19 protein-coding genes and 1 pseudogene are annotated in these 19,680 nt (G+C 38.4%); 8 read left to right on the top strand and 12 right to left on the bottom strand.

The window, feature by feature from the left end; genetic code table 11:
* Nucleotides 1–193: 193 nt before the first annotated feature.
* Nucleotides 194–1,396 carry an MFS transporter gene (locus OS139_RS12130; RefSeq protein WP_002296013.1) on the bottom strand — a complete coding sequence of 401 codons (1,203 nt, stop codon included), beginning with the start codon at nucleotides 1,394–1,396 and terminating at the stop codon, nucleotides 194–196.
* Between the two features lie 116 nt (nucleotides 1,397–1,512).
* Here OS139_RS12130 and OS139_RS12125 point away from each other — a divergent pair, with 116 nt between their 5' ends.
* Entirely contained in the window at nucleotides 1,513–2,028 is a 516-nt protein-coding gene (locus tag OS139_RS12125) for a PadR family transcriptional regulator (RefSeq protein WP_002287456.1), read from the top strand.
* A gap of 198 nt (nucleotides 2,029–2,226) precedes the next feature.
* Here the strand turns inward: OS139_RS12125 and OS139_RS12120 are convergent, their stop codons facing one another.
* The 7 genes from OS139_RS12120 to OS139_RS12090 form a co-directional block, all read right to left on the bottom strand.
* Complete coding sequence (locus tag OS139_RS12120; RefSeq protein WP_002287457.1) at nucleotides 2,227–2,673, bottom strand: DUF2798 domain-containing protein; 447 nt, start codon at nucleotides 2,671–2,673, stop codon at nucleotides 2,227–2,229.
* A 46-nt stretch (nucleotides 2,674–2,719) separates the two neighbouring features.
* Nucleotides 2,720–4,198 (bottom strand): ABC-F type ribosomal protection protein Msr(C), encoded by a 1,479-nt coding sequence (msr(C), locus tag OS139_RS12115; protein ID WP_002287458.1) that lies wholly within the window; start codon nucleotides 4,196–4,198, stop codon nucleotides 2,720–2,722.
* A gap of 352 nt (nucleotides 4,199–4,550) precedes the next feature.
* Nucleotides 4,551–5,180, bottom strand: coding sequence for a nitroreductase family protein (locus OS139_RS12110; RefSeq protein ID WP_002287459.1), 630 nt, complete (start codon nucleotides 5,178–5,180; stop codon nucleotides 4,551–4,553).
* The gene (locus OS139_RS12105) at nucleotides 5,164–5,628 is read right to left on the bottom strand and encodes a MarR family winged helix-turn-helix transcriptional regulator (protein ID WP_002287461.1); all 465 of its coding nucleotides are present in this window, start codon (nucleotides 5,626–5,628) and stop codon (nucleotides 5,164–5,166) included. The genes OS139_RS12110 and OS139_RS12105 overlap by 17 nt, the downstream gene beginning before the upstream one ends.
* Before the next feature lie 487 nt (nucleotides 5,629–6,115).
* Nucleotides 6,116–7,384 (bottom strand): glycoside hydrolase family 73 protein, encoded by a 1,269-nt coding sequence (locus OS139_RS12100; RefSeq protein ID WP_002287463.1) that lies wholly within the window; start codon nucleotides 7,382–7,384, stop codon nucleotides 6,116–6,118.
* 230 nt (nucleotides 7,385–7,614) lie between these two features.
* On the bottom strand, nucleotides 7,615–8,352 hold the full coding sequence (locus OS139_RS12095) for an SDR family oxidoreductase (RefSeq protein WP_002307739.1): 738 nt from the start codon (nucleotides 8,350–8,352) through the stop codon (nucleotides 7,615–7,617).
* A 66-nt stretch (nucleotides 8,353–8,418) separates the two neighbouring features.
* Complete coding sequence (locus OS139_RS12090) at nucleotides 8,419–8,988, bottom strand: DapH/DapD/GlmU-related protein (protein ID WP_002287468.1); 570 nt, start codon at nucleotides 8,986–8,988, stop codon at nucleotides 8,419–8,421.
* Between the two features lie 127 nt (nucleotides 8,989–9,115).
* Here OS139_RS12090 and OS139_RS12085 point away from each other — a divergent pair, with 127 nt between their 5' ends.
* From OS139_RS12085 to nagE, 3 genes are all read left to right on the top strand, one after another.
* A complete protein-coding gene (locus tag OS139_RS12085) occupies nucleotides 9,116–9,988 on the top strand; it encodes a LysR family transcriptional regulator (RefSeq protein ID WP_002307740.1) in 873 nt (290 codons plus the stop codon).
* Between the two features lie 341 nt (nucleotides 9,989–10,329).
* Nucleotides 10,330–11,202: a PRD domain-containing protein gene (locus OS139_RS12080; protein WP_002287471.1), complete on the top strand. Its 873-nt coding sequence runs from the start codon at nucleotides 10,330–10,332 to the stop codon at nucleotides 11,200–11,202.
* On the top strand, nucleotides 11,199–13,157 hold the full coding sequence (gene nagE / locus OS139_RS12075; RefSeq protein WP_002332249.1) for an N-acetylglucosamine-specific PTS transporter subunit IIBC: 1,959 nt from the start codon (nucleotides 11,199–11,201) through the stop codon (nucleotides 13,155–13,157). The genes OS139_RS12080 and nagE overlap by 4 nt, the downstream gene beginning before the upstream one ends.
* 250 nt (nucleotides 13,158–13,407) lie before the next feature.
* Here nagE and OS139_RS12070 read toward each other — a convergent pair whose 3' ends face one another.
* Complete coding sequence (locus OS139_RS12070) at nucleotides 13,408–14,259, bottom strand: SDR family oxidoreductase (protein ID WP_002287475.1); 852 nt, start codon at nucleotides 14,257–14,259, stop codon at nucleotides 13,408–13,410.
* 122 nt (nucleotides 14,260–14,381) lie between these two features.
* Between OS139_RS12070 and OS139_RS12065 the strand changes: the two genes are divergently transcribed.
* Entirely contained in the window at nucleotides 14,382–14,849 is a 468-nt protein-coding gene (locus tag OS139_RS12065) for an Rrf2 family transcriptional regulator (protein ID WP_002287477.1), read from the top strand.
* Between the two features lie 262 nt (nucleotides 14,850–15,111).
* Here OS139_RS12065 and OS139_RS12060 read toward each other — a convergent pair whose 3' ends face one another.
* The gene (locus OS139_RS12060; RefSeq protein WP_325066957.1) at nucleotides 15,112–15,594 is read right to left on the bottom strand and encodes a GyrI-like domain-containing protein; all 483 of its coding nucleotides are present in this window, start codon (nucleotides 15,592–15,594) and stop codon (nucleotides 15,112–15,114) included.
* Between the two features lie 99 nt (nucleotides 15,595–15,693).
* The gene (locus OS139_RS12055) at nucleotides 15,694–16,557 is read right to left on the bottom strand and encodes an AraC family transcriptional regulator (RefSeq protein ID WP_002332247.1); all 864 of its coding nucleotides are present in this window, start codon (nucleotides 16,555–16,557) and stop codon (nucleotides 15,694–15,696) included.
* A 597-nt stretch (nucleotides 16,558–17,154) separates the two neighbouring features.
* Here OS139_RS12055 and OS139_RS12050 point away from each other — a divergent pair.
* Nucleotides 17,155–18,003: pseudogene (locus OS139_RS12050) on the top strand (SWIM zinc finger family protein).
* A 170-nt stretch (nucleotides 18,004–18,173) separates the two neighbouring features.
* Here the strand turns inward: OS139_RS12050 and OS139_RS12045 are convergent.
* Nucleotides 18,174–18,515: an FGGY-family carbohydrate kinase gene (locus OS139_RS12045; protein ID WP_002301008.1), complete on the bottom strand. Its 342-nt coding sequence runs from the start codon at nucleotides 18,513–18,515 to the stop codon at nucleotides 18,174–18,176.
* An 85-nt stretch (nucleotides 18,516–18,600) separates the two neighbouring features.
* Between OS139_RS12045 and OS139_RS12040 the strand changes: the two genes are divergently transcribed.
* Both OS139_RS12040 and OS139_RS12035 read left to right on the top strand, forming a co-directional pair.
* Nucleotides 18,601–19,308, top strand: a complete 708-nt coding sequence (locus OS139_RS12040; RefSeq protein ID WP_002332246.1) for an AzlC family ABC transporter permease — start codon at nucleotides 18,601–18,603, stop codon at nucleotides 19,306–19,308.
* Nucleotides 19,295–19,618 carry an AzlD domain-containing protein gene (locus OS139_RS12035; protein ID WP_325066956.1) on the top strand — a complete coding sequence of 108 codons (324 nt, stop codon included), beginning with the start codon at nucleotides 19,295–19,297 and terminating at the stop codon, nucleotides 19,616–19,618. The genes OS139_RS12040 and OS139_RS12035 overlap by 14 nt, the downstream gene beginning before the upstream one ends.
* The last annotated feature ends 62 nt before the right edge of the window (nucleotides 19,619–19,680 follow it).

The raw sequence follows: 19,680 nt of genomic DNA, 5'->3' as shown, positions 1-19,680 counted from the left end.
TGAGGAACTATTTTTCCGTTTGTTTCTCTAATACTCAGGACAAAACGCTGATTTTACAACCTCCTGATAAACGGTGTTCAAAAGCTTGCATCTGCGGTAATAAGCCCAACCAAACGAAAAATATGAGAAGCTATTTTTGTTTGGCTGTTCTTATGACTTGATGCAGGACAGCTTTTTCACAACCTCTGATTTCTTATTCTTCTTCATTTGTAGCAAAATAATTACGGTGATAAATGATACAACATACACTGATAAGAACAATGGCACCTGCAAAATAAAACGCATAGCTTTCACCAATATGTTCACCAATCACACCTGCAATAAATGGTGCTAAAGCTCCACCGAAAAAGCGGACAAAACTATAGCTGGACGAAGCAACGTTTCGTTGCAGACCTGGTATTTCCATAGCAATCGTCGTCAACAGTGTATTGATAATTCCTTGGAAAAATCCTGCTAACACAATGCTGATCGGTACAAGGACTGGCATAGAAGTTCCAGCTCCTAATAACAGCAAACAAATAATGAATAAGACAAATGCTGCTAAAATTGTCCGATAAGTCGTAAACTTCCGCTCAAGAGCCGGTGCAACGAAAATCGAAGCAATAGCCAGAAGCACACCCCAGCCAAAAAATACAAAACCGACTTCTAATTCAGAATAGCCAATCAATAAAAATGGCGCATACGCAAGTAAAGTAAAGAATCCGAAATTATATAACAATGCGATTAGTCCAACTGAACGAAGTTTATGATTGCTTAACGCTTTGACACCTTCCCAAAGGCCTACTTTTCTCTTTGGTTTCTCAGTTTCAGGTAAAAGTACCGCTAGGGCTATAAAACCGCAAAACATCAAAAATGCTACCCCAAAAAATGGATAACGCCATGAACCACTGCCCAAGACCCCACCGACTAGAGGGCCAACAGCCATTCCGCAGCCAAGTGCTGCTTCATACATCATGATTGCTTTTTCTGTGTTACCAACTAAAATACTGACGATCGTTGCTAAAGCAGTAGAGACAAATAAAGCATTCCCGACACCCCAGCCGGCACGTAACCCAATCAGCATTCCGATATTCCCAGATAATCCGCCAAGACCAGCGAATACAACGATGATAAACAATCCTGTCATCAATGTTTTTTTCAAACCGATCCGACTAGATAAGAAACCTGTAAATAGCATCACCACACCAGTGACTAACATGTAACTAGTAAATAACAGGGTCGTTTCAGCTGGCGTAGCGTTTAACTGTGCAGCAATCGTTTTTAAGATTGGGTCTACTAGACCCACTCCCATAAAAGCGATCATACAGGTAGCTGCTACAACTAGCGCTGAACTTTTCCCCTTTGTTTCTTCATTTGTTTGTTCTTGTATATCTATTTGATTCTCCAATATTTCCATCCCTTTCTCTCTATTAGCATCATACATGATTTATTTTACATGTCAATATGCACATGTAAAACGTGGAAACTTTACTGTGATATAATAAAGAAAATAAGACGAGAGGTAGGATTTTTATGAATACTTTAGCCTATATATTATTATGCGTGCTTTTATCCAAACCACGTTCTGGGTATGAATTGAAGCAGCTGATCACAATTTTTTGGGAAGCCCATCACAGTCAGATCTATACAACGCTTGCCAAGTTAGACCAGCAGGGTTATGTGACCGTTTTGGACAAAGACGAGCACTCTCAAAAAAAGATCTACCACTTGACTGATGAAGGACGTGCTCTTGTAGAGGAATGGATCAAAGAGGAAACTCCCGCTCCTACGCAAAAAGATGAATTTCTAGCAAAAATCTATGCTTTTTCGACGCTCGATAAAACAACAGCTACTGGACTGCTATTCACTAGAGAACAACAGCTGAACAAAATCATGCAAAAAAATCAAAAAAAATTGAATGACCTCTCGCTAGACAAGAAACAAGAATTTGGACGTTATGTTGTGATCCAGCGCAGAATTATGCTTTGTCAGCAGGAACTCCAATGGTGTCAGCAAGTAAGAGAACAAATGCAGCAGTTTTTTGAGTAAGGGATAAACAGAACCTTTCTAGAAATATCTATTGAAGAGCAAATTATCTTCAATAAAAGAGCAATACAGTTGGAAAAGAAAAAGCGATCCGAACGACAGGCCAAAACCTATCGTTCGGATCACTATTTTTCTAGAACTGCATTCAAGAGACTATGACAAAAAGCATGCCAAGGCCTTTTTTCAAATAACAGTGTTCCATCATTCATTACTTTGAATTGCTTTTAGCACACTTCTTGAAAGCGGGCCAACGATGATCAACTGCAACGGTAAAGCGGCAATCACATTCATTTTCCAAGCATTCATATAAGCAGAGAATAATTGATCAGGTATTCCTTGTTCCATGATCACACCGAATAAAGACATACATGTCACCATTCCTAAAACCATCAAGCATGAAATAGTTAAGATCATTTGGACCTTGCTTTCTGGATTTACTGGTAGTTTAAAGGCAATTTTTTTCGCCAGCACACCGATGATGAAGACATCCAAAATGAAAGCCACCACGAATCCAGGCACTAGACCAATCAACAAACTTGATAAATGAAGATCTTGATGCAGCCATAAATTATACGCGCTCATCCCCAAGACCATCAAAAAACACATCATTGTTGTAAAAATTATTCCTTCTTTTTTATTTGTAGGCAATCTGTACCACTCCTTTAAATTTGTCACGAAAATCATCGTAGCACATTTAAAAATTTCTCGTAAGTACTTTTTTTATTTTCTGCCCTTTTATTTCATAAACTTCATCAGCCGTACGCTCGACAAAGTAAGAATCATGAGAAGTAAACAAAATCGTTCCCGGATATATTTGCATTAGCTTCTCTAAAGCTTCGATCGTTGCCATATCAATAAAATTAGTCGGTTCATCTAACAGCAACACATTACTTGGCTTAGTAAAAAGCAAAGCAATCGTCAGACGGGTCGCTTCTCCCCCACTTAATGTACATAACGGTTTCGTCAAAGTTTCCTGAGCAAACCCTAAGTGATTCAGCAAACTACGGACAAGCGATTCTGAAAACTCTGTTTGTCTCATGACAAAACGAATGATGGATTCTTCAGATGTCATTTGATAACCCTTTTGCTGATATACTTGAAAGCTTACTTTCGGAGAGAGAAGGATTCCTTCTCCTTGTTTGCGGATATGTTCTAATAAGGTTGTCTTACCTGAACCATTTTCACCGACAATCGCGATTTTTTTACCTAAAGAAAACTGAAAATCACCATTTACCAGTAATGTTCTCCCACTTCTTTCCAATTGGACATTTTGTCCCATGATGGGATAGCGGCTGTGGAGTTCAAGAGATTTTGGTACTGGAAAACGGATTTGTTTCATCTGCTGCGGCTTGGTTGTTTCTCCTATTTTTTGGAGTCTTCTCTCTAATGTTTTCGCATTCTTTTGGATGGCTTTTTGTACACTGTCTTTTTGTTTAGAGGAAGACAACCGATCCGGTCTGATTTGTTGCTTTTTCTTTTTACTGGACACTTTTTCCAACTTTTCCGCTTGTTTTTTCTTTTCTTGGATCGATTTTTCCAATCGTTTTTTCTCTTTCATGATCGACTCTGCTTCTCGTAGCTGAGTCTTTTTCTCCAATTCCTTTTGAGTGAGATAGGCACTATAATTCCCCGAAAACTCTCGGATTTCTCCGTCTTTTACTTCCCAGATTTTCGATGCTAGCTCATCTAGAAAATAGCGATCATGACTAACAAAAACCAGCGTACCATAATAATAACGAAGCTCTTCAATCAGTCGATCAATACTTTTTCTATCTAGATGGGTTGTTGGCTCGTCTAGAAGCATCCCTTGTTCATAAGAAGAAAGAAGACGTATCAACTCGATCTTTCGTTCTTCCCCTCCGCTCCATTTCCGCTCTGAAGTTTCTTCCAGTCTTAACTGGAAATGACTGGCTAATTCCAAATTTAGGTCCTTTGCTTCAGCGAGATAGGTTAATTGAGGCAGGTAGTTGAAGGTGATCTCTGTTTGGATTTTCCCATGATCGGGAAAAAGTTCACCGGCTATTAGTTTGAGCAAAGTCGATTTACCGACACCATTTTCTCCTATGATCCCTATACGATCTTGCTGATAGACACGAAGAGAATCAATAGATAGTTCTAGCTGGTTGCCAAAGCTGACTTGTAGATTTGTTATATTTACTGCTAAATTTTCCATATGTTTTACACTCCTATTTCATGTAAAACAACAATTATCGATACTAAAAAAGAGCAGAAAAATCTGTTTGCAAAAAAACTGCATCACATCTTTTCCTACTCTGAACGAAATAACTATGACTAAATCACCAAATCTGTCATAGCTTTCACCTATTCTACTGTCGTTCGAAAAAATGGACATACTCCATCCATGAAATTGTTGTTTATACATGTCTTTTGAATTTATTTAGTTGTTATTCAAAAGTTCGAAACGTAATTTCATCGATGCAGTCATTTTTCCGACCTCCTTTTTATTAGGTTACCACACACGATTCAAAAAAAGCAATAGCTACTGAATAGTAACTGAAAACCTTTTATTCGAACGTAGTGATCTTTTCTGGTGCTAAACGAACAGACTCGTAACCTTCTTCTACCGCTTTTCCTATTGATAAAATAATAACTGGAACATAACGGTCTTTATCCAAACCAAATGCCTCTGCCAACTGATCTGCTTCGAATCCACCAATTGGATTTGTTTCATAGCCATGATCACGCGCAACTAACATGAATTGCATAGCCGCTAAGCTAGAATCGACTTTGACTACATCGTTCATTTCTTCTCTTGAAAAACTCTTGTAATAAGGAATGATCGCAGCTAATTGTTGATCTCTGACTTCTTTTGGCATCTTCCCTGATTCGTAAGCTTGGTTATAGATTTCTTCGCCATATTCGTAACATTGCATATCGCCAAAAATCATGACCATTGCAGAAGAAGTATCATTTTGTCTCGTATTGAAACGGATCAAAGGACGCAAGATTTCTTTTGCTTCCTCGCTTTCAGCGACCACAAAGCGCCATGGTTGCATATTGACAGAAGAAGGTGCAGTCGTCGCTTCTTTGATCATTTCCAGCATTTCTTCGTGTGGGATTTTGTATGTTTCATCATATACGCGAACGGATCTTCTACCAGTCATAATTGTTGAAAAATCATTTTTTTGTTCCATTATTATTAACCTCTTTCGTTTCTGTTGTTATATTGCAAAGTTGGGTATTCAATTTATCTAAAAGTGTTAGAAATTGTTTCATTTCTACATCGCTGAAAGCCGGGGATAGCACGGAACCTGTATCTTTATGGTCCATTTCACAATGCTCGATTTTCTTCTGGGCTTTTTCTGTTAGCGCTACATACACTTCCCGGTTGTTCTGAGGATTTCTCTGACGCGAAACATAGCCATTTGCTTCCAATACCTTCAGATGACGAGTAACTGCTCCTTGATCAATCTGCAACTTTTCTTGCAAACTGCTTTGTAGCAATGGATTTTCTTCTTTCAGTCTCATCATGATCTCGTATCTAGTAAGACTTATACCGATATTTTCTTCAAAGATCTGGACGATTTTTTGATCGGCTAATTTGATTTGATATAAAAGGTGACTAATCTCTTCTAAAGACATAATTTCCTCCTCTCTAATAATTGACTCGTCAACGATTGACTTGTCAATAATAGAATAAAAAAAGAAAAAAGTCAAAGAATCAGCTGTGTAATAAAAAAAAACGCTCTCAATATAAAAGTATAGAGAAAAGAAATTTTTTGTAGAATGAACGGAAAAAATGATAAAGAAAGCACAACGCTAAAACCAAGATTATTGATTCCTATCAAACTATAGAAGATAGCTCTTCTGCAGTAGAAAATTTTACACCGCCAAAAATTTCCGAAATCGCCTTTTGCAAGAATCCCGTCGAATATTAGAAATTGGATCAGTATGCTTAAACGGTAATAAAAAAGTTATGACAAGATGTTGTCACAACCTTTTTTGAGTAAACGGTGTTCAAAAACTTGCATCTGCGGTAATAAGTTCAACCAAACAAAAAACATGAAAAGCTGTTTTTGTTTGGCTGTTCTTATTACTTGATGCAGGGCAGCTTTTTCACAACCTCTTTTTAATAACCATAAAATCCTATTCCTTCATATCTCCAGCCCATCGGTGTTAGCCAATCTCTTTCCTTAGCACTCAAGGTATAGTGATGGGTACCAGTTTTTTCATTTGGATTAAATAGTCGATAAATTGGCTTGGAACCACCAGAATAAAAACTTAGACCTTCATAACGCCAACCGATTTTTGTTAAAGAGTTGATCTCAGATTGTGCCATTGTGTAATGATGGTCTCCACTGTAAGGATTGTATAAACGGTAGACAGGTTGTCCGCTGTTTGGTGCTTGCCAAGCAATCCCTTCATATTCCCAGCCTACAGTTGGCAGATAATTTTTTTCTCCGGCATTCAATGTATATAAATGTTCTCCTGTATGACGGTTATACAGACGATACATCGGAGAAGTTGAAGTTGGTGCTGTATCATACTGTGTCAGATTATAGGTTTCGATTACATTGTTCAATGTAGAACCATAATTAGGCGCAGTGGCATAACGACCTGTTAGCCAAGCCGTAGCATCTTTGTAAGAGTTCGTATTGCTTTTCCATGCACCGGAATAGTAGTAAACGCCTGGCTGAAAAGAAGTCGTCTTCAATACCGTTACGTTATCTTGCAATGATTCTTTGTACGAAGGATATTTTCTAAAAGCGGCATTCACCGTAATCCATTGCCCATTCACATATTCCGAAGTAGGCATCGTAACAGATTGGCCATTATAGCTTCCTTTAATCCCAAATAGATTGTAATTAGGGGCAGAAGCCAAAGTACTGTTCCCCCAGCCACTTTCAACGATGGCTTGAGCAATCATGACTGATGCATATAAGTCATTGGCACTTGCCAAACTTTGTGCAGTTGAGGCAATACTATCAATGAACGCTTGTTGAGAATTAGCAGATGAGCGAGCATAAAAAGCATAGCCAGTATAGTTTTCGAATTCCGACAAATCTGCTTGATGGGTATGTGTCAATGTTTGCCCATCTGTCAATTGATTCGTGATTTCTTCTGCATTCTCTGGATTGTTCTGAGCTTCTGCTGATGTACTGTCTTCGGTTTGTGTTTGTTCTGTTGTTTCAGTTGTTGGTTCTTCGGTTGAAATTGTATTTTCTGAGACAGTAGCTGACTGCAAAGTACTCTCTGTATCGTTTTCAATTCCTGTTTCTGAAGAACTCGATGTCTGAGTTGCGACAGTTTCTGTCGATTCTTCAGCTAGCACTGTTGTGTTGGCAACTGCTAGATTTCCTAAAAGAATAACGCTAAATAATAAATTCTTTGCTTTCATCTTTTTTCTCCTTTGAATTATGAAACTTTTCCTAAATAACAGTGTAACTAAAAAAGTAAAAGCAAGTCAATGTCCATATTTAAATAACATTTTTTTCTTTTTGATAAATTTGCTTTTTCTGCATAAAAAGACGTAAATGAAGAATATTCTTCTCCATTCACGCCTTAAATTGATGGTCGTTTGAATAACTATTTAACAAGTAATTCTCTTTGGATATTATCCGTTATGGATTATACTTCCTGTGTCGTCGGACGGATAATCATGTTACTGACAGACATCCGGTCTGGCGTTTCTATCGCAAATGCTACAGCAGAAGCTATATCTTCGGAGGTCAATCCCCATTCTTTTTGCGCTTCATGAAGTTCAAGAGCAGCCTTTTTGTCGCTGATGGTTTGATATAATTCAGTTTGAACAGCTCCTGGAGAGATGATCGTAGATTTGATGTTATTTTGCCGTTGCTCTTGACGTAATCCTTCCATGATTGCACGGACAGCAAATTTTGTTCCGCAATAAACGGCGGAATCAGGATAAACAACATGTCCCGCCACAGAATCAGTTGAAATGATATGCCCAGATTTTTGTTTTTCCATGATTGGAAGTACGGCGGAAATTCCATTTAACACACCCATGATGTTGATATCAAGCATATTTTGCCATTCATCACGGTGACCTTCAACTAATGGAGCGGTTGGCATGATTCCTGCATTATTGTACAATACATCGATTCGACCGAACTTTTCCATCGCTAAATTGATAACTGCTTGGACTTGTGCAAAATCTCTTACATCTGCTGTTTGAATATATAGCTCAGCTTCTGGTAAAGATTCTTTTATTGCTTTTAGGCGATCTTCTCGGCGTGCAGCTATAACTAGTTTAGCCCCTTTTTCTGCTAACAGCTTCGTTGTTGCTTCACCGATTCCGCTTGAAGCGCCCATGATGACAATCACTTTTTCTGATAAATCATTCATTCTATTCTCCTCCTGTTTTGAAAAATCTCTTGCTTATACTCACTATCTCTTATTTCATCTTACTGTTCAAATAATCCGTTCGACAGGTTTGACGATTTTGGCAGGGATTCCTGCAACGATGGTATTGTCTGGGACATCTTTCGTAACAGTTGCATTCGCTGCAACAATGGCATTCTCGCCAATCGTTACGCCTGGCAGAATAGTTGCTCCTGCTCCGATCCAAGCATTTTTCTTGATGTGGATTGGCTTTACTGACAAGCCTCTTCGTTCTTTTGGATCGGTTAGATGGTTCACCGTGATGAGGTTGACACGAGGACCAATCAATACTGAATCTTCTAAACAGATGCCACCTAAGTCAACGAACATCACTTGACGATTGATAAAGACATTTTTCCCTATACTAATATGTTTGCCGAAATCTGTATAAAAAGGCAGCAGAACAGTCACCGTATCATCTACTTTGTCACTAATGATATTTTCTAGTCGTTTGCGGATATCTGCTGGTTCATGGTACCCAGTATTCAGCGCTGCTAAAGGCTCTTCGTTTTCAGCTTGGATCTGATGGATCACTTCAAAGAGCGGATCCGTTACTCGAATCTCTTTATTGACGATTTGTTTTTCGATGAGGCTTGTCATTTTGCTCCCTCCTTTTATCCTTACTTTATAACGGACGGCTTATCATGTCTAATACTTATAAAACATACTTAACTATTCCTTTTAACTATACTTAGTGGTATGCTTTTTTAAAAACAGGAGGGAAAAAATGGATATTCGTATACTGACGTATTTTTTAGCAGTAGCTAGAGAAAAAAATATCAGCCGAGCAGCAAAATCTCTGCATATCACGCAACCTACTCTCTCAAAACAACTGAAAGATTTAGAAGAAGAACTTGGTGTGACACTTTTCACTCGGGGCTCCCGAGAGATACAGTTGACGGATTCTGGTCGATATCTTTATTCAAAAGGAAAAGAAATCTTGTCGTTGGTAGAAAAAACGGCGAACAATTTAACAAATGACGCAATCATCTCTGGAGAAATCTACATTGGCGGAGGCGAAACTAAAGCAATCTCTTTCATTTCTGATAGCCTTCATTCGTTGATCAAGGTGCATCCTGATATCCAGTTTCATTTATATAGCGGGAATGCAGATGATATCATAGACAAACTGGATAGCGGATTACTTGATTTTGGACTCGTAATCGAACCGACAAACAAACAAAAATACCAGTCATTTCGACTGCCAGCCCAAGATCGTTGGGGACTTTTGATACATCGAAATCATCCTTTAGCAAAGCAAACCGTCATCCATCCGCAGGAACTGAAAACTGTTCCTTTGATCATTTCCCGGCAAACGTCAGTGGACAGTCAACTAGCTGAATGGCTAGGTTTCAGCATAGATCAGTTATCGATCGTCGGAACATATAACTTATTGTACAATGCTTCTTTGATGGTCGATAACGGGACTTTTGGTGCATTAGCTCTAGATGGGATCATCAATACTTATGGGACGGAAAAAATATTCATCCCACTCGATCCGCCATTACAAGCTTCACTGAATCTCATTTGGAAAAAAGACCAGCCTCTTTCTCCTGCTGCTCGTAAATTTTTAGATGTCCTAACGGAGAAATACAGTTAAGTAGAGTTTTTTTCCTTCGCTTTCAGCTTTTTAACAACGAATAAGATAAGCAAAAGATCCAACGATTAAATAACATAAGTTTCTTAATTTATTTCTTCCTTTTATTTCTGATAATTCCAGTAAATTACTATAATTATAAAAAAAGAATTGACAAAACATAACCGTCTATATAAAATTGATTACGTTAACAATAATTCGTTTCATGTGACTAGATCATACTAGGCATGAAAAATCTCTGAGGAACATGGTTTCCCTAGGAGGTTTTTCGTGTCTATTTTTGTTTGGCCGCAATCAACTGGTCTAGCAAACGTGAAAACCAAATCTTCAAAAAGGGTGCGCGCATGAAAATCAAAAAGATCTTTAATCAAAATGCAGTATTGGTAGATGACGGTGGACAGGAAAAAGTAGCTATTGGAAAAGGGATTGGATTTGACAGAAAAAGAAATGATTTGATTTTTGATCGTGATGTCGAACGGATATTTGTCATGGAACCAGAAGGTCAAATCAAGTTGCAAAATTTACTTAATCAGATCGATGAACGCTTTTTATTTGCAGCAGAAACGATCATTGATCATGCGGAAACTGTTTTGATGGAAAAGTTGAATGAACATGTATTGATCGCTTTGACCGACCACATTGCTTTTTCTGCGGAGAACATCAATAACGGTATCGTCATCCGCAACAAACTTTTAAGAGAAATCGAAGTGCTTTACAGTGATGAATTCAGTATTGCTCAATGGGCAGTAGAGTATCTGACAAAAGAGCTTGGGATTCCATATACTTATGACGAAGCAGGATATATCGCAATCCATATTCACAGCGGACGAAGCGGTCGGAACAATAACCATCGCAGTATCCGTGAAGTGACGATTGTATCTGACATCATCCATTTAGTGGAATCAGAATTGGAAACAGATATCCATTCAGAACCATTTTCACTGAATTATTCAAGACTGGTGAATCATTTACGACTGCTTCTACAACGAACCCATGCGCAACAATATGCTGTTTTAGACACGGAAATCGTAGAAATGGTCAAACGAAAATACCCAGAAAGCTATAAGATTTCTAAAAAAATCCGTGTGTTGCTGACCAAAGAATACCAGCTCGCGATCACGAAAGAAGAACTGGGTTACTTGGCCATCCATATCGAGCGTTTAAGAAGCGCAATCGTACAAACAAATGTTAACAATCATGAGGAGGAAAAAAATTGAAAGCATATCTACAACGAATGGGACGTTCCCTTCAACTTCCAGTTGCGGTCTTACCTGCTGCTGCTCTACTAGTAGGGATCGGAAACTGGTGGGCATCTTATAGTAACGACATTGTCGCTCATTTTTTACAAGCTGGCGGTAACGCAGTTTTAGGTCAATTACCTTTGCTGTTTGCCGTTGGGTTAGCACTAGGGATGTCAGTGGACAAATCAGGTGCTGCTGCCTTGGCAGGTTTGGTCGCATTTGAAGTTCCAGTAAATGTTTTAAAAACTGATTCAGTAGCTACTTTATTGAATATCAAACCAGAATCAGTTGATCCATCTTTTGCTCAGATCAGTAACGTATTTATTGGTATTATTGCCGGATTGATTGCGGCAGCTCTTTATAATCGTTTCCACGAAGCAAAATTACCGATGGCTTTATCTTTCTTTAGCGGCAAGCGTCTAGTGCCAATCTTGGCTGCCTTTGTCATGCTGCTGATCAGTGCAGTGCTACTGCTCGTATGGCCTCCGGTTTACTCTGCTTTAGTTTCTTTTGCTAAATTCATTTTGAGTTTAGGCTGGGTTGGTGCGGGTCTTTATGGCTTCTTCAACCGTTTACTGATCCCTACAGGATTGCATCAAGCAATGAACTCCGTGTTCTGGTTTGACGTAGCAGGAATCAATGATATTGGTAAATTCTTGGCTTCTGAAGGAACAAAAGGCGTAACAGGAATGTATCAAGCTGGATTTTTCCCAATCATGATGTTTGGTCTTCCAGCAGGTGCATATGCTATTTACAGAAATGCACGTCCAGAAAACAAAGCAAAAACAGCTTCATTGATGCTAGCAGCAGCTTTTGCTTCATTCTTTACTGGTGTAACAGAGCCACTTGAATTTTCATTTATGTTCGTTGCTTGGCCATTATATGTCTTGCATGCAATTTTCACTGGGATTTCTTTAGCAGTGAGTGCATTCTTCCATTGGACAGCAGGATTTGCCTTTAGTGCCGGATTTGTCGATTACTTCCTATCTTTGAAAAATCCGATTGCGAATCAGCCATTGATGTTGATCGTCCAAGGATTAGTAACAGCAGTGATTTACTACTTTGGCTTTAACTTTGCTATCAAAAAATTCCATCTGATGACTCCTGGCCGCGAGGAAGCAGATCTTTCAGATGACGATACTGCAACGACTAATTCAGACAATAAATATGCGGCACAAGCAAGCAAAATCTACGCTGCATTAGGCGGAGCCGACAATGTAACTTCGATCGATAACTGTACTACACGCCTTCGTTTGCAAGTCAAAGATACAGGCCTGATCGATCAAAATAAAATCAAAGCCACTGGCGTACCTGGTATGAAGATCATCGACGGAAAAAATGCGCAAGTCATCGTAGGTACAGAAGTACAATTCGTTGCAGATGAGATGGCAAAACTACATGGTGGTGCTGCAGCACGACCTGCACAAACAAACACCGTGGTTAAAACAGAAACATTTGCCGGTGGAACGATCGAACAAGATATTTACGCTATCGCAAATGGGAAACTGATTCCAATCACTGAAGTTTCAGATGATGTATTCGCGGAAAAAATGATGGGTGACGGCTATGCTGTATTACCAGAAAATGGAGAAATCTTCTCTCCAATCGCTGGTACGATCACAAACATTTTCCCAACGAAACATGCTGTCGGAATCCAAACAGATGCTGGTATCGAAGTCTTGCTTCATATGGGCATCAACACTGTTGACTTAAAAGGCGAACCATTCACTTTATATGTAGAAGAAGGTCAAAAAGTCGCAAGAGGTCAATTGATTGCTTTAGTTGATCTTGCCGCTATTCAATCTGCAGGCAAAAACACGGATATGGTCGTTGTATTCACAAATGGCGACAAAGTCCAAAGCTTAGAAATCGAACCCGCACGTGATGTAAAAGCAAATGATAAAATCGGCTCTGTTTCCAACAAAGCCTGAGCCATCGTCTTCCCCAGACTTTTTTATCGATAAACAAACAGGAGCTGAGACAAAAATCTTGTCTCAGCTCCTTTTTCCGAATAAAAACGGCGTTCTCCTGCCAACTCCGCGGTAATAAGTCCAGCCAAACGTAACATATGAAGAGCTATTTTTTATTTGACTCTTCTTATTACTTGATGCAGAACAGCTTTTTCACAAAATTTTTCTTCATACTCAAAACTAATCGGCTTTTTCACAACCTCTTTATACATTATTCCTGATCCAATATTTCTTTTAATGCTGCTTCAAGAGAAGTTAATGGTTTTCCCAATACTTTTTCTAAATCATCAGAGGAAATAGCTAACTGATCCTTTTTAATATCATGTTGGATCGCTAAAAACATGTCAGCTGCTTCTTGAGGGAAACCGGCTTCTTTTAGATTTTCGACAAACGCTGCATCACTTGCTTCAATAATTTCTAACTCTTTACCTGTCGCACGCTCTAATGCCTTGGCTAATTCTTCATAGTCAGTTAGATTGCCGGATAATTCTAAGATTTCTGGAGAGTCACTTTCTACTAGTACTTTTGCTGCAGCTTCTGCATATTCACGTTTCAATGCCCAACCTGTTTTTCCATTTCCTGCAGCATAAACGAATTGACCAGTTTTTAAAGCCTGCCCAATGATAGGTAATTCATTCTCTACATACCAATTATTCCGTAAAAATGTATGGGAAATACCTGAATCCTTAATCATTTTTTCAGTGAATTGGTGATCTGGCGCTAATACACTGATCGAGTGATCGGCATCTGCAAAACTTGTATAAGCGATATAAGATACCCCAGCTGCTTGTGCTGCCTTCACTACATTCTTATGTTCGGCTTGACGATTTCCTGGAACGCCAGAGACAAAAAGCAATCGATCTATTCCTTTCAACGCTTCTTTCATTGAGTCTAAATCATCATAATCACCAATACGTATATTAAATCCAGCTTCTTTTAGCGCTTCTCCTTTTTCTTCACTACGTACTAGTACATAGATTTCATTTTGTGGAACCATCTTTTTTAAGAATTCCAGCGCATAACCACCAAAACCTCCAGTTGCTCCTGTTACTAAATAATGCATATTTGCCACTCCCTATTCTTTTTATTTGTTAAGATTTGCAGCTGTACATTTATAAATTACACCTTTATCATAAAGAGTGTGGTAAGATAAGTCAAGCAAAAAAAATGAAAGGATGACAACTGATGAAGTATTCTCTGCAATTTAGTGATGCAATCCATGTACTTGCCTATATTGAAATGTTTCAAGATACCCGATCACTTTCTAGTGAGATGATTGCCAGTAGTATCGAAACAAATGCAGCAAATGTACGTAAAATCATGAGTCAGCTCAAAAAATCCGGTTTGATCTTTACAAAAACCGGAAAACCGCAGCCTTCCCTTGCCAAAAGTCCAGATCAGATTTCTTTACTAGATGTCTATCGCAGCATCGAAGGTAATACACAGCTTATCCAAGTCGATCCAAAAACAAATCCAAATTGCGTCGTTGGTGCGAATATCCAAGAAGCTTTAGAAGAAAGCTACGCTCGGCTGCAGAAAAAGGCAGAAGAAGAAATGGCTAAGATCACACTTGATAGTCTGATACATAAAATAGCCGTTTTGGAAAAAGAAAAAAGACCAGAAAACACAGGCCTCGTAGAGAGATTTTTATAATTCTCTCTACTGTGCCTGCATTTTTCTGATCGGAATCGTCTACATAAATTCTTTTATTCTCCGGGGGACAAAAGCCTTGTCATGCCCCTTCTTCCTCTCTAATGCTCAGGTCAAAGCGCTGAAGTCATGACGTCTTGATAAACGGTGTTCAAGTAGCTGACCCTCGGCATTAGTTCTGAAAAATGCAAAATATGGAAAGCTATTTCCCCTTTTTCCTCTCTAATGCTCAGGTCAAAGCGCTACTTTCACGACCTCTATATTATCATGGTTTATTGACTACCGGTATCCAGATTTCTCCCATATATTTCCCGTTGGTAACTCCCATTTCGACTACAGCATTTGGCCCCCCAACATAGGCGTAATCTTCTACTTCTCTTAAAACATGCCCAAAGGCCGTATTCGTCAAATCATTTCTTAATTCTTCAGGCGATTCTGCTAAAGCGCTTACAACAAGATACGTTCCTTTTGGGAATGGGATGATTCGCGTAGTATTTGGAACATCCTGACTCGTTTGAACACCGACATAGTACATCATTTTCCCGTTATAGGGTTCGTTGACTGTAAAGAAATAATGATTTTCAGCAGCTTGTTTCAATGCATCTATTGTTCCATTACCGATAACTTTTTGCTCAAATGTTTGTTTCTCTGCAGCCAAACCGACAAAATCCGTATTGCTACTCTTCAATTCCACACCAATACCCGTCACCGTAAAATCTGGTTTTTCTTCGATCCTATACTTTGCCATTTCTCCCACCCTTTTTATTATATTAAGTTCATCTTACATAAAATTAAAGGGAAATGACACGATTACGCTCTTTTTTCTAGGGATATTTTTATTTTTTAACTATTTTTTTGCTTTCACTGCAATCCAAATCTCACTGTAAACATTACTGAAATCCTCTCCCCATTTTGTAAAAGAGATCTCGGGAGCTTCGACTAACTCATAATCTGAAGAAGGAAGCCATTCTGCATAGATTTTCCCCCAAGTATCTTGTAAAGTTTGGGGAAATGGCCCTTTATTAGGAAAAATGGCCCAAGTGTGTTCTTCTATAGCAAGCATTTCTAAATCAGCGTACGGATTTTCTTTTGTCGTAGCAAAGCCAATCATGTGCATCAAACTGCCCTTTTCTTCCAAGCGGTCTCCATCAAATCCATAAGAAACGTTGATTACTTGATTTGGATATAAATCTCCTAACTTATGCATCTCTTCCCTTTGAGTCTCCGTGATCGTCTGCGCTAACTTTTGTATTTCTTGATTGACTCCTTCAAATTTGACAGGAACTTTTTTCGCCACACCTGCCACATAAAACTGTTCTTTCTTTTCGATACGAAATTCCATCGATTTTCCTCCTCTGACATCAATAAAAAATGTCAAGCGTGGAAAAGATTTTTGTATGCCGTATCTGCTGATTTCTGAAGGCAGATATCCTGACCAATCACGAAAAGCTCTTGAAAAACCTTCGACTGTTTCATATCCATATCTAAACGCCGTTTCTGTCACTCTTGATCCATCTAGAAGATCGCGATTAGCCAAAGCCAATCTACGGTTTTTGATATAGTCCCTCAGAGACATCCCTGCAATAAACGTAAAGATGCGCTTTAACTGATATTCAGAGATTCCTGTATTTTCGGCTATTTTTTTATAGGTAAGACTTTCTGTCAAATGTTCTTCGATGTAATCGATCAATTGGTTCAGATCTTTAAGCATATTTATCTTCCTCCTTGCTTGCCTTTTTATCATATTATCAAAGAAAGTCAATTACTTGATGAATCAGGAACCAATTTAGTCAGATGTAGAAAATGTTGTATGGATCTAAAGAAAATTCTCAAGCAGCGTTTCGTAACGGATAATTGGTATTATCTGCCTATCTATGTTTTACCTTTAGAAAAATAAATTTTGGGGAAGACAGATTCTAAGTAAACAAAGCGGTAAAAATATCTTTTATTCCCTTAGTTAATCCGCTTACTACCTACTGTACAAAGCAAATTGTTGTTCAAACTGCTGATCAGAACGCTGCTTGGATTTTTCTTTGCGATACATCATACCTCTTTTATCAATTGGAACAATTATTTATTTCTAACAAAATCACTTCATTTTTGTCAGATAAATAAAAAACAAAAAAAGTTCCATCTTTAAAACACGCTATTCTTTTACTTTTTCTCACATTCTCTAAGAAAAGAAAAGGAGAATGAATTTTTGACAATTCGAGCAAAAGTGATTATCAAATATGTAAAATCAGCTACTTTTTTCTTAAACGTTTCTTTATACTAAATATAAATAAGTGTTTCATGAAAGGAGAACTAGATGAATAATTGGCTTGAGTATTTTCCTGAAAACGTTTTGGAACGCGGTTACAGCTATCATCTGCACGGTTTTGTCCGTCATTTGAACTATACAAGCAAGTACTTGTCCGCAACAGTTTCTGGCACGGAAGATTATAAGGTAGTGATCACTTGGGATGAAAAGACCAACATGACTTGTGATTGTCTATATGCCATAGAAGGAAAAAAATGCAAACACATGGCTGCTGTCTTATTCGCTTACGAAGAACGTCCAATAAAAAAATCCAACTACTCACTTTCCGAACTCTCGTCCCTTGTTTCCTCCGCTAGTTCCTCTCTTGTACGGGAACTTTTAACAGAGATTCTTATAGAACATCCGCACTTTATCGAACGCTTCAAAGTTAAGATGCCATTTCATGCAATAAATTATTCAGATAAATTAACAACTATCATCCATAAATACGATCATATTATCAAGAAAAACAAAAACAGGAAAACAGCGAAGTTCATCATGGAGATGCGAAAGTTCATCCAAGAAGCAGTTGAATCGCTTATTCAGCAAAATGCCTATCTTCCCGCATTCGAATTGATCAATGAAGTGATTGCTACTCTCGAAACATTCTATTGAGAGCCTGAGGATGAACGAACCCTTCTTCTGATAGAGGACTGTTATTATTTATGGAAAGAATTATTAGCAGAAGCACCTCATGCAGAAAAAAGGCAAATGTTCTCTTGGTTCGTCTGCCAAGTCGATCATACTGACGCCTCTTATTCAAAACGCTACTCCATAAAAATCCTGAAAGAAGACTTTCGGGAAAAAGAATTTTCTAACCAAAAGAAAAAAATAGATAAAAAACTAAAGAAACGGTAAAGAAAGACGATTTCAATGAAAAATAGCAAGTAAACGATAACAACCATCCTAAATCCACAAGAAATACAGCAGACCTTGCTTTAAAAACACGAATCATGCAAAGGATGAAGTAAAGAAGACTTAACGCGTACCCAATATTAGTCATTTGACTATTAGGTACGCGTTTTGTTCTATAAGTCATGACAAATTTCCTTCGTTGCTGGATAGATTTTCCGGCATTGTTGATAGATTTTATGATACTTTTCTACATTTTGTAAGAGAGGTTCCACTGCATCTGTATATTGGATAAAATTCTGACAACAACTTTCAGGTGTGTCGAACCACCCTAACCCTAGTGCAGCAATCATTGTTGCGCCTAATGCAGGTCCTTCCTCCACACTTAAACAATAGACCGTTGCATCGAAAATATCAGCTTGGATTTGTAGCCATGCAAGATTTTTCGCGCCTCCTCCCACCGAAACAATACGTGTAAATCTGCGACCCGCTAGTTCTTTACGTTTCAATCCCACCATTGACAAATGCTCATTAAAAATTTAGAATATTCACAAGTTTGACGACAATTATGAAAATTTATGTCGTGCTAAAGGAGTTTTGTTATTGGATGAAAAGTTAGATATAAAAACTGCGATCAAAGACACGTTACCTACCGTTTTTGGTTATATCGGTATTGGACTTGCATTTGGTATCGTTGGGAAAGCTGCCGGGTTTCATCCGCTGGTCGTCACGTTGATGTCCCTGCTGATCTATGCTGGTTCCGCCCAATTTATCACAGTCAGCATGCTTGCTAGCCATAGTCCACTGCTTTCCATCGTTCTCTCGACCTTTCTAGTCAATTCCCGAATGATTTTGATGAGTATGACGATTGCCCCTTATTTCAAGAAAAATCGGCTGCTTCAAAATCTGCTGATTGGCACATTGCTGACAGATGAAAGTTTCGCTCTGGGAATGAATAAATTGAACTATACGGGACAAAAGTTAAACTTTCGTTGGATGAATACAGCTAATTGGATTTCTTATTTGACGTGGGTGGGTTCTTCTCTTGTTGGCGCACTTTTAGGTAATTTTATTACTGATCCGAAAAAGTTTGGTTTGGATTTCGCCATCGTCGCTATGTTTATCGGTTTACTTTATCTTCAAGTCATTTCTGATAGAAACACCTCTAAACGATTACAGTTAATTCTGATTGGTCTCACTTTGATTCTGGTATATATCGGACTGATTTTTATCCCAAGCAACTTAGTGATCGTAGTTGTAACACTGATCGGATGCGGATTGGGGGTGTGGATCAAACATGCCTTCTTTTGAGTTTACATTGCTGACTATTTTAGGTTGTACTCTAGCGACTTGGCTTTCTAGGGTCCTACCGTTTGTCTTACTGAAAAAATTCGATTTACCGCAACCGTTGCTTGAGTATTTAAGTTTTGTCCCAATCGTCATTATGTCTGCTTTATGGTTCAGCAGTCTATTTACCCAAAACATCGGACAACTGCCGCAAATCAATCTCGAAAATGCTTTGGCTTCAGTTCCTACTCTTTTAGCTGCTATTCTTTCAAAAAGCTTATTGGTGATCGTCTTGGTAGGTATTCTTTCCCTTTCATTGATTCGCTTATTATAAATAAAAAAACAAGAGCTTATGGCAAATTACTGTCCTGCGCTCTTGTTTTTTATTTATAAGTA

This window comes from Enterococcus sp. E4-223 (assembly GCF_035727065.1).
Lineage (GTDB): Bacteria > Bacillota > Bacilli > Lactobacillales > Enterococcaceae > Enterococcus_B > Enterococcus_B faecium.
This window is presented reverse-complemented; position numbering and strand designations above follow the sequence as displayed.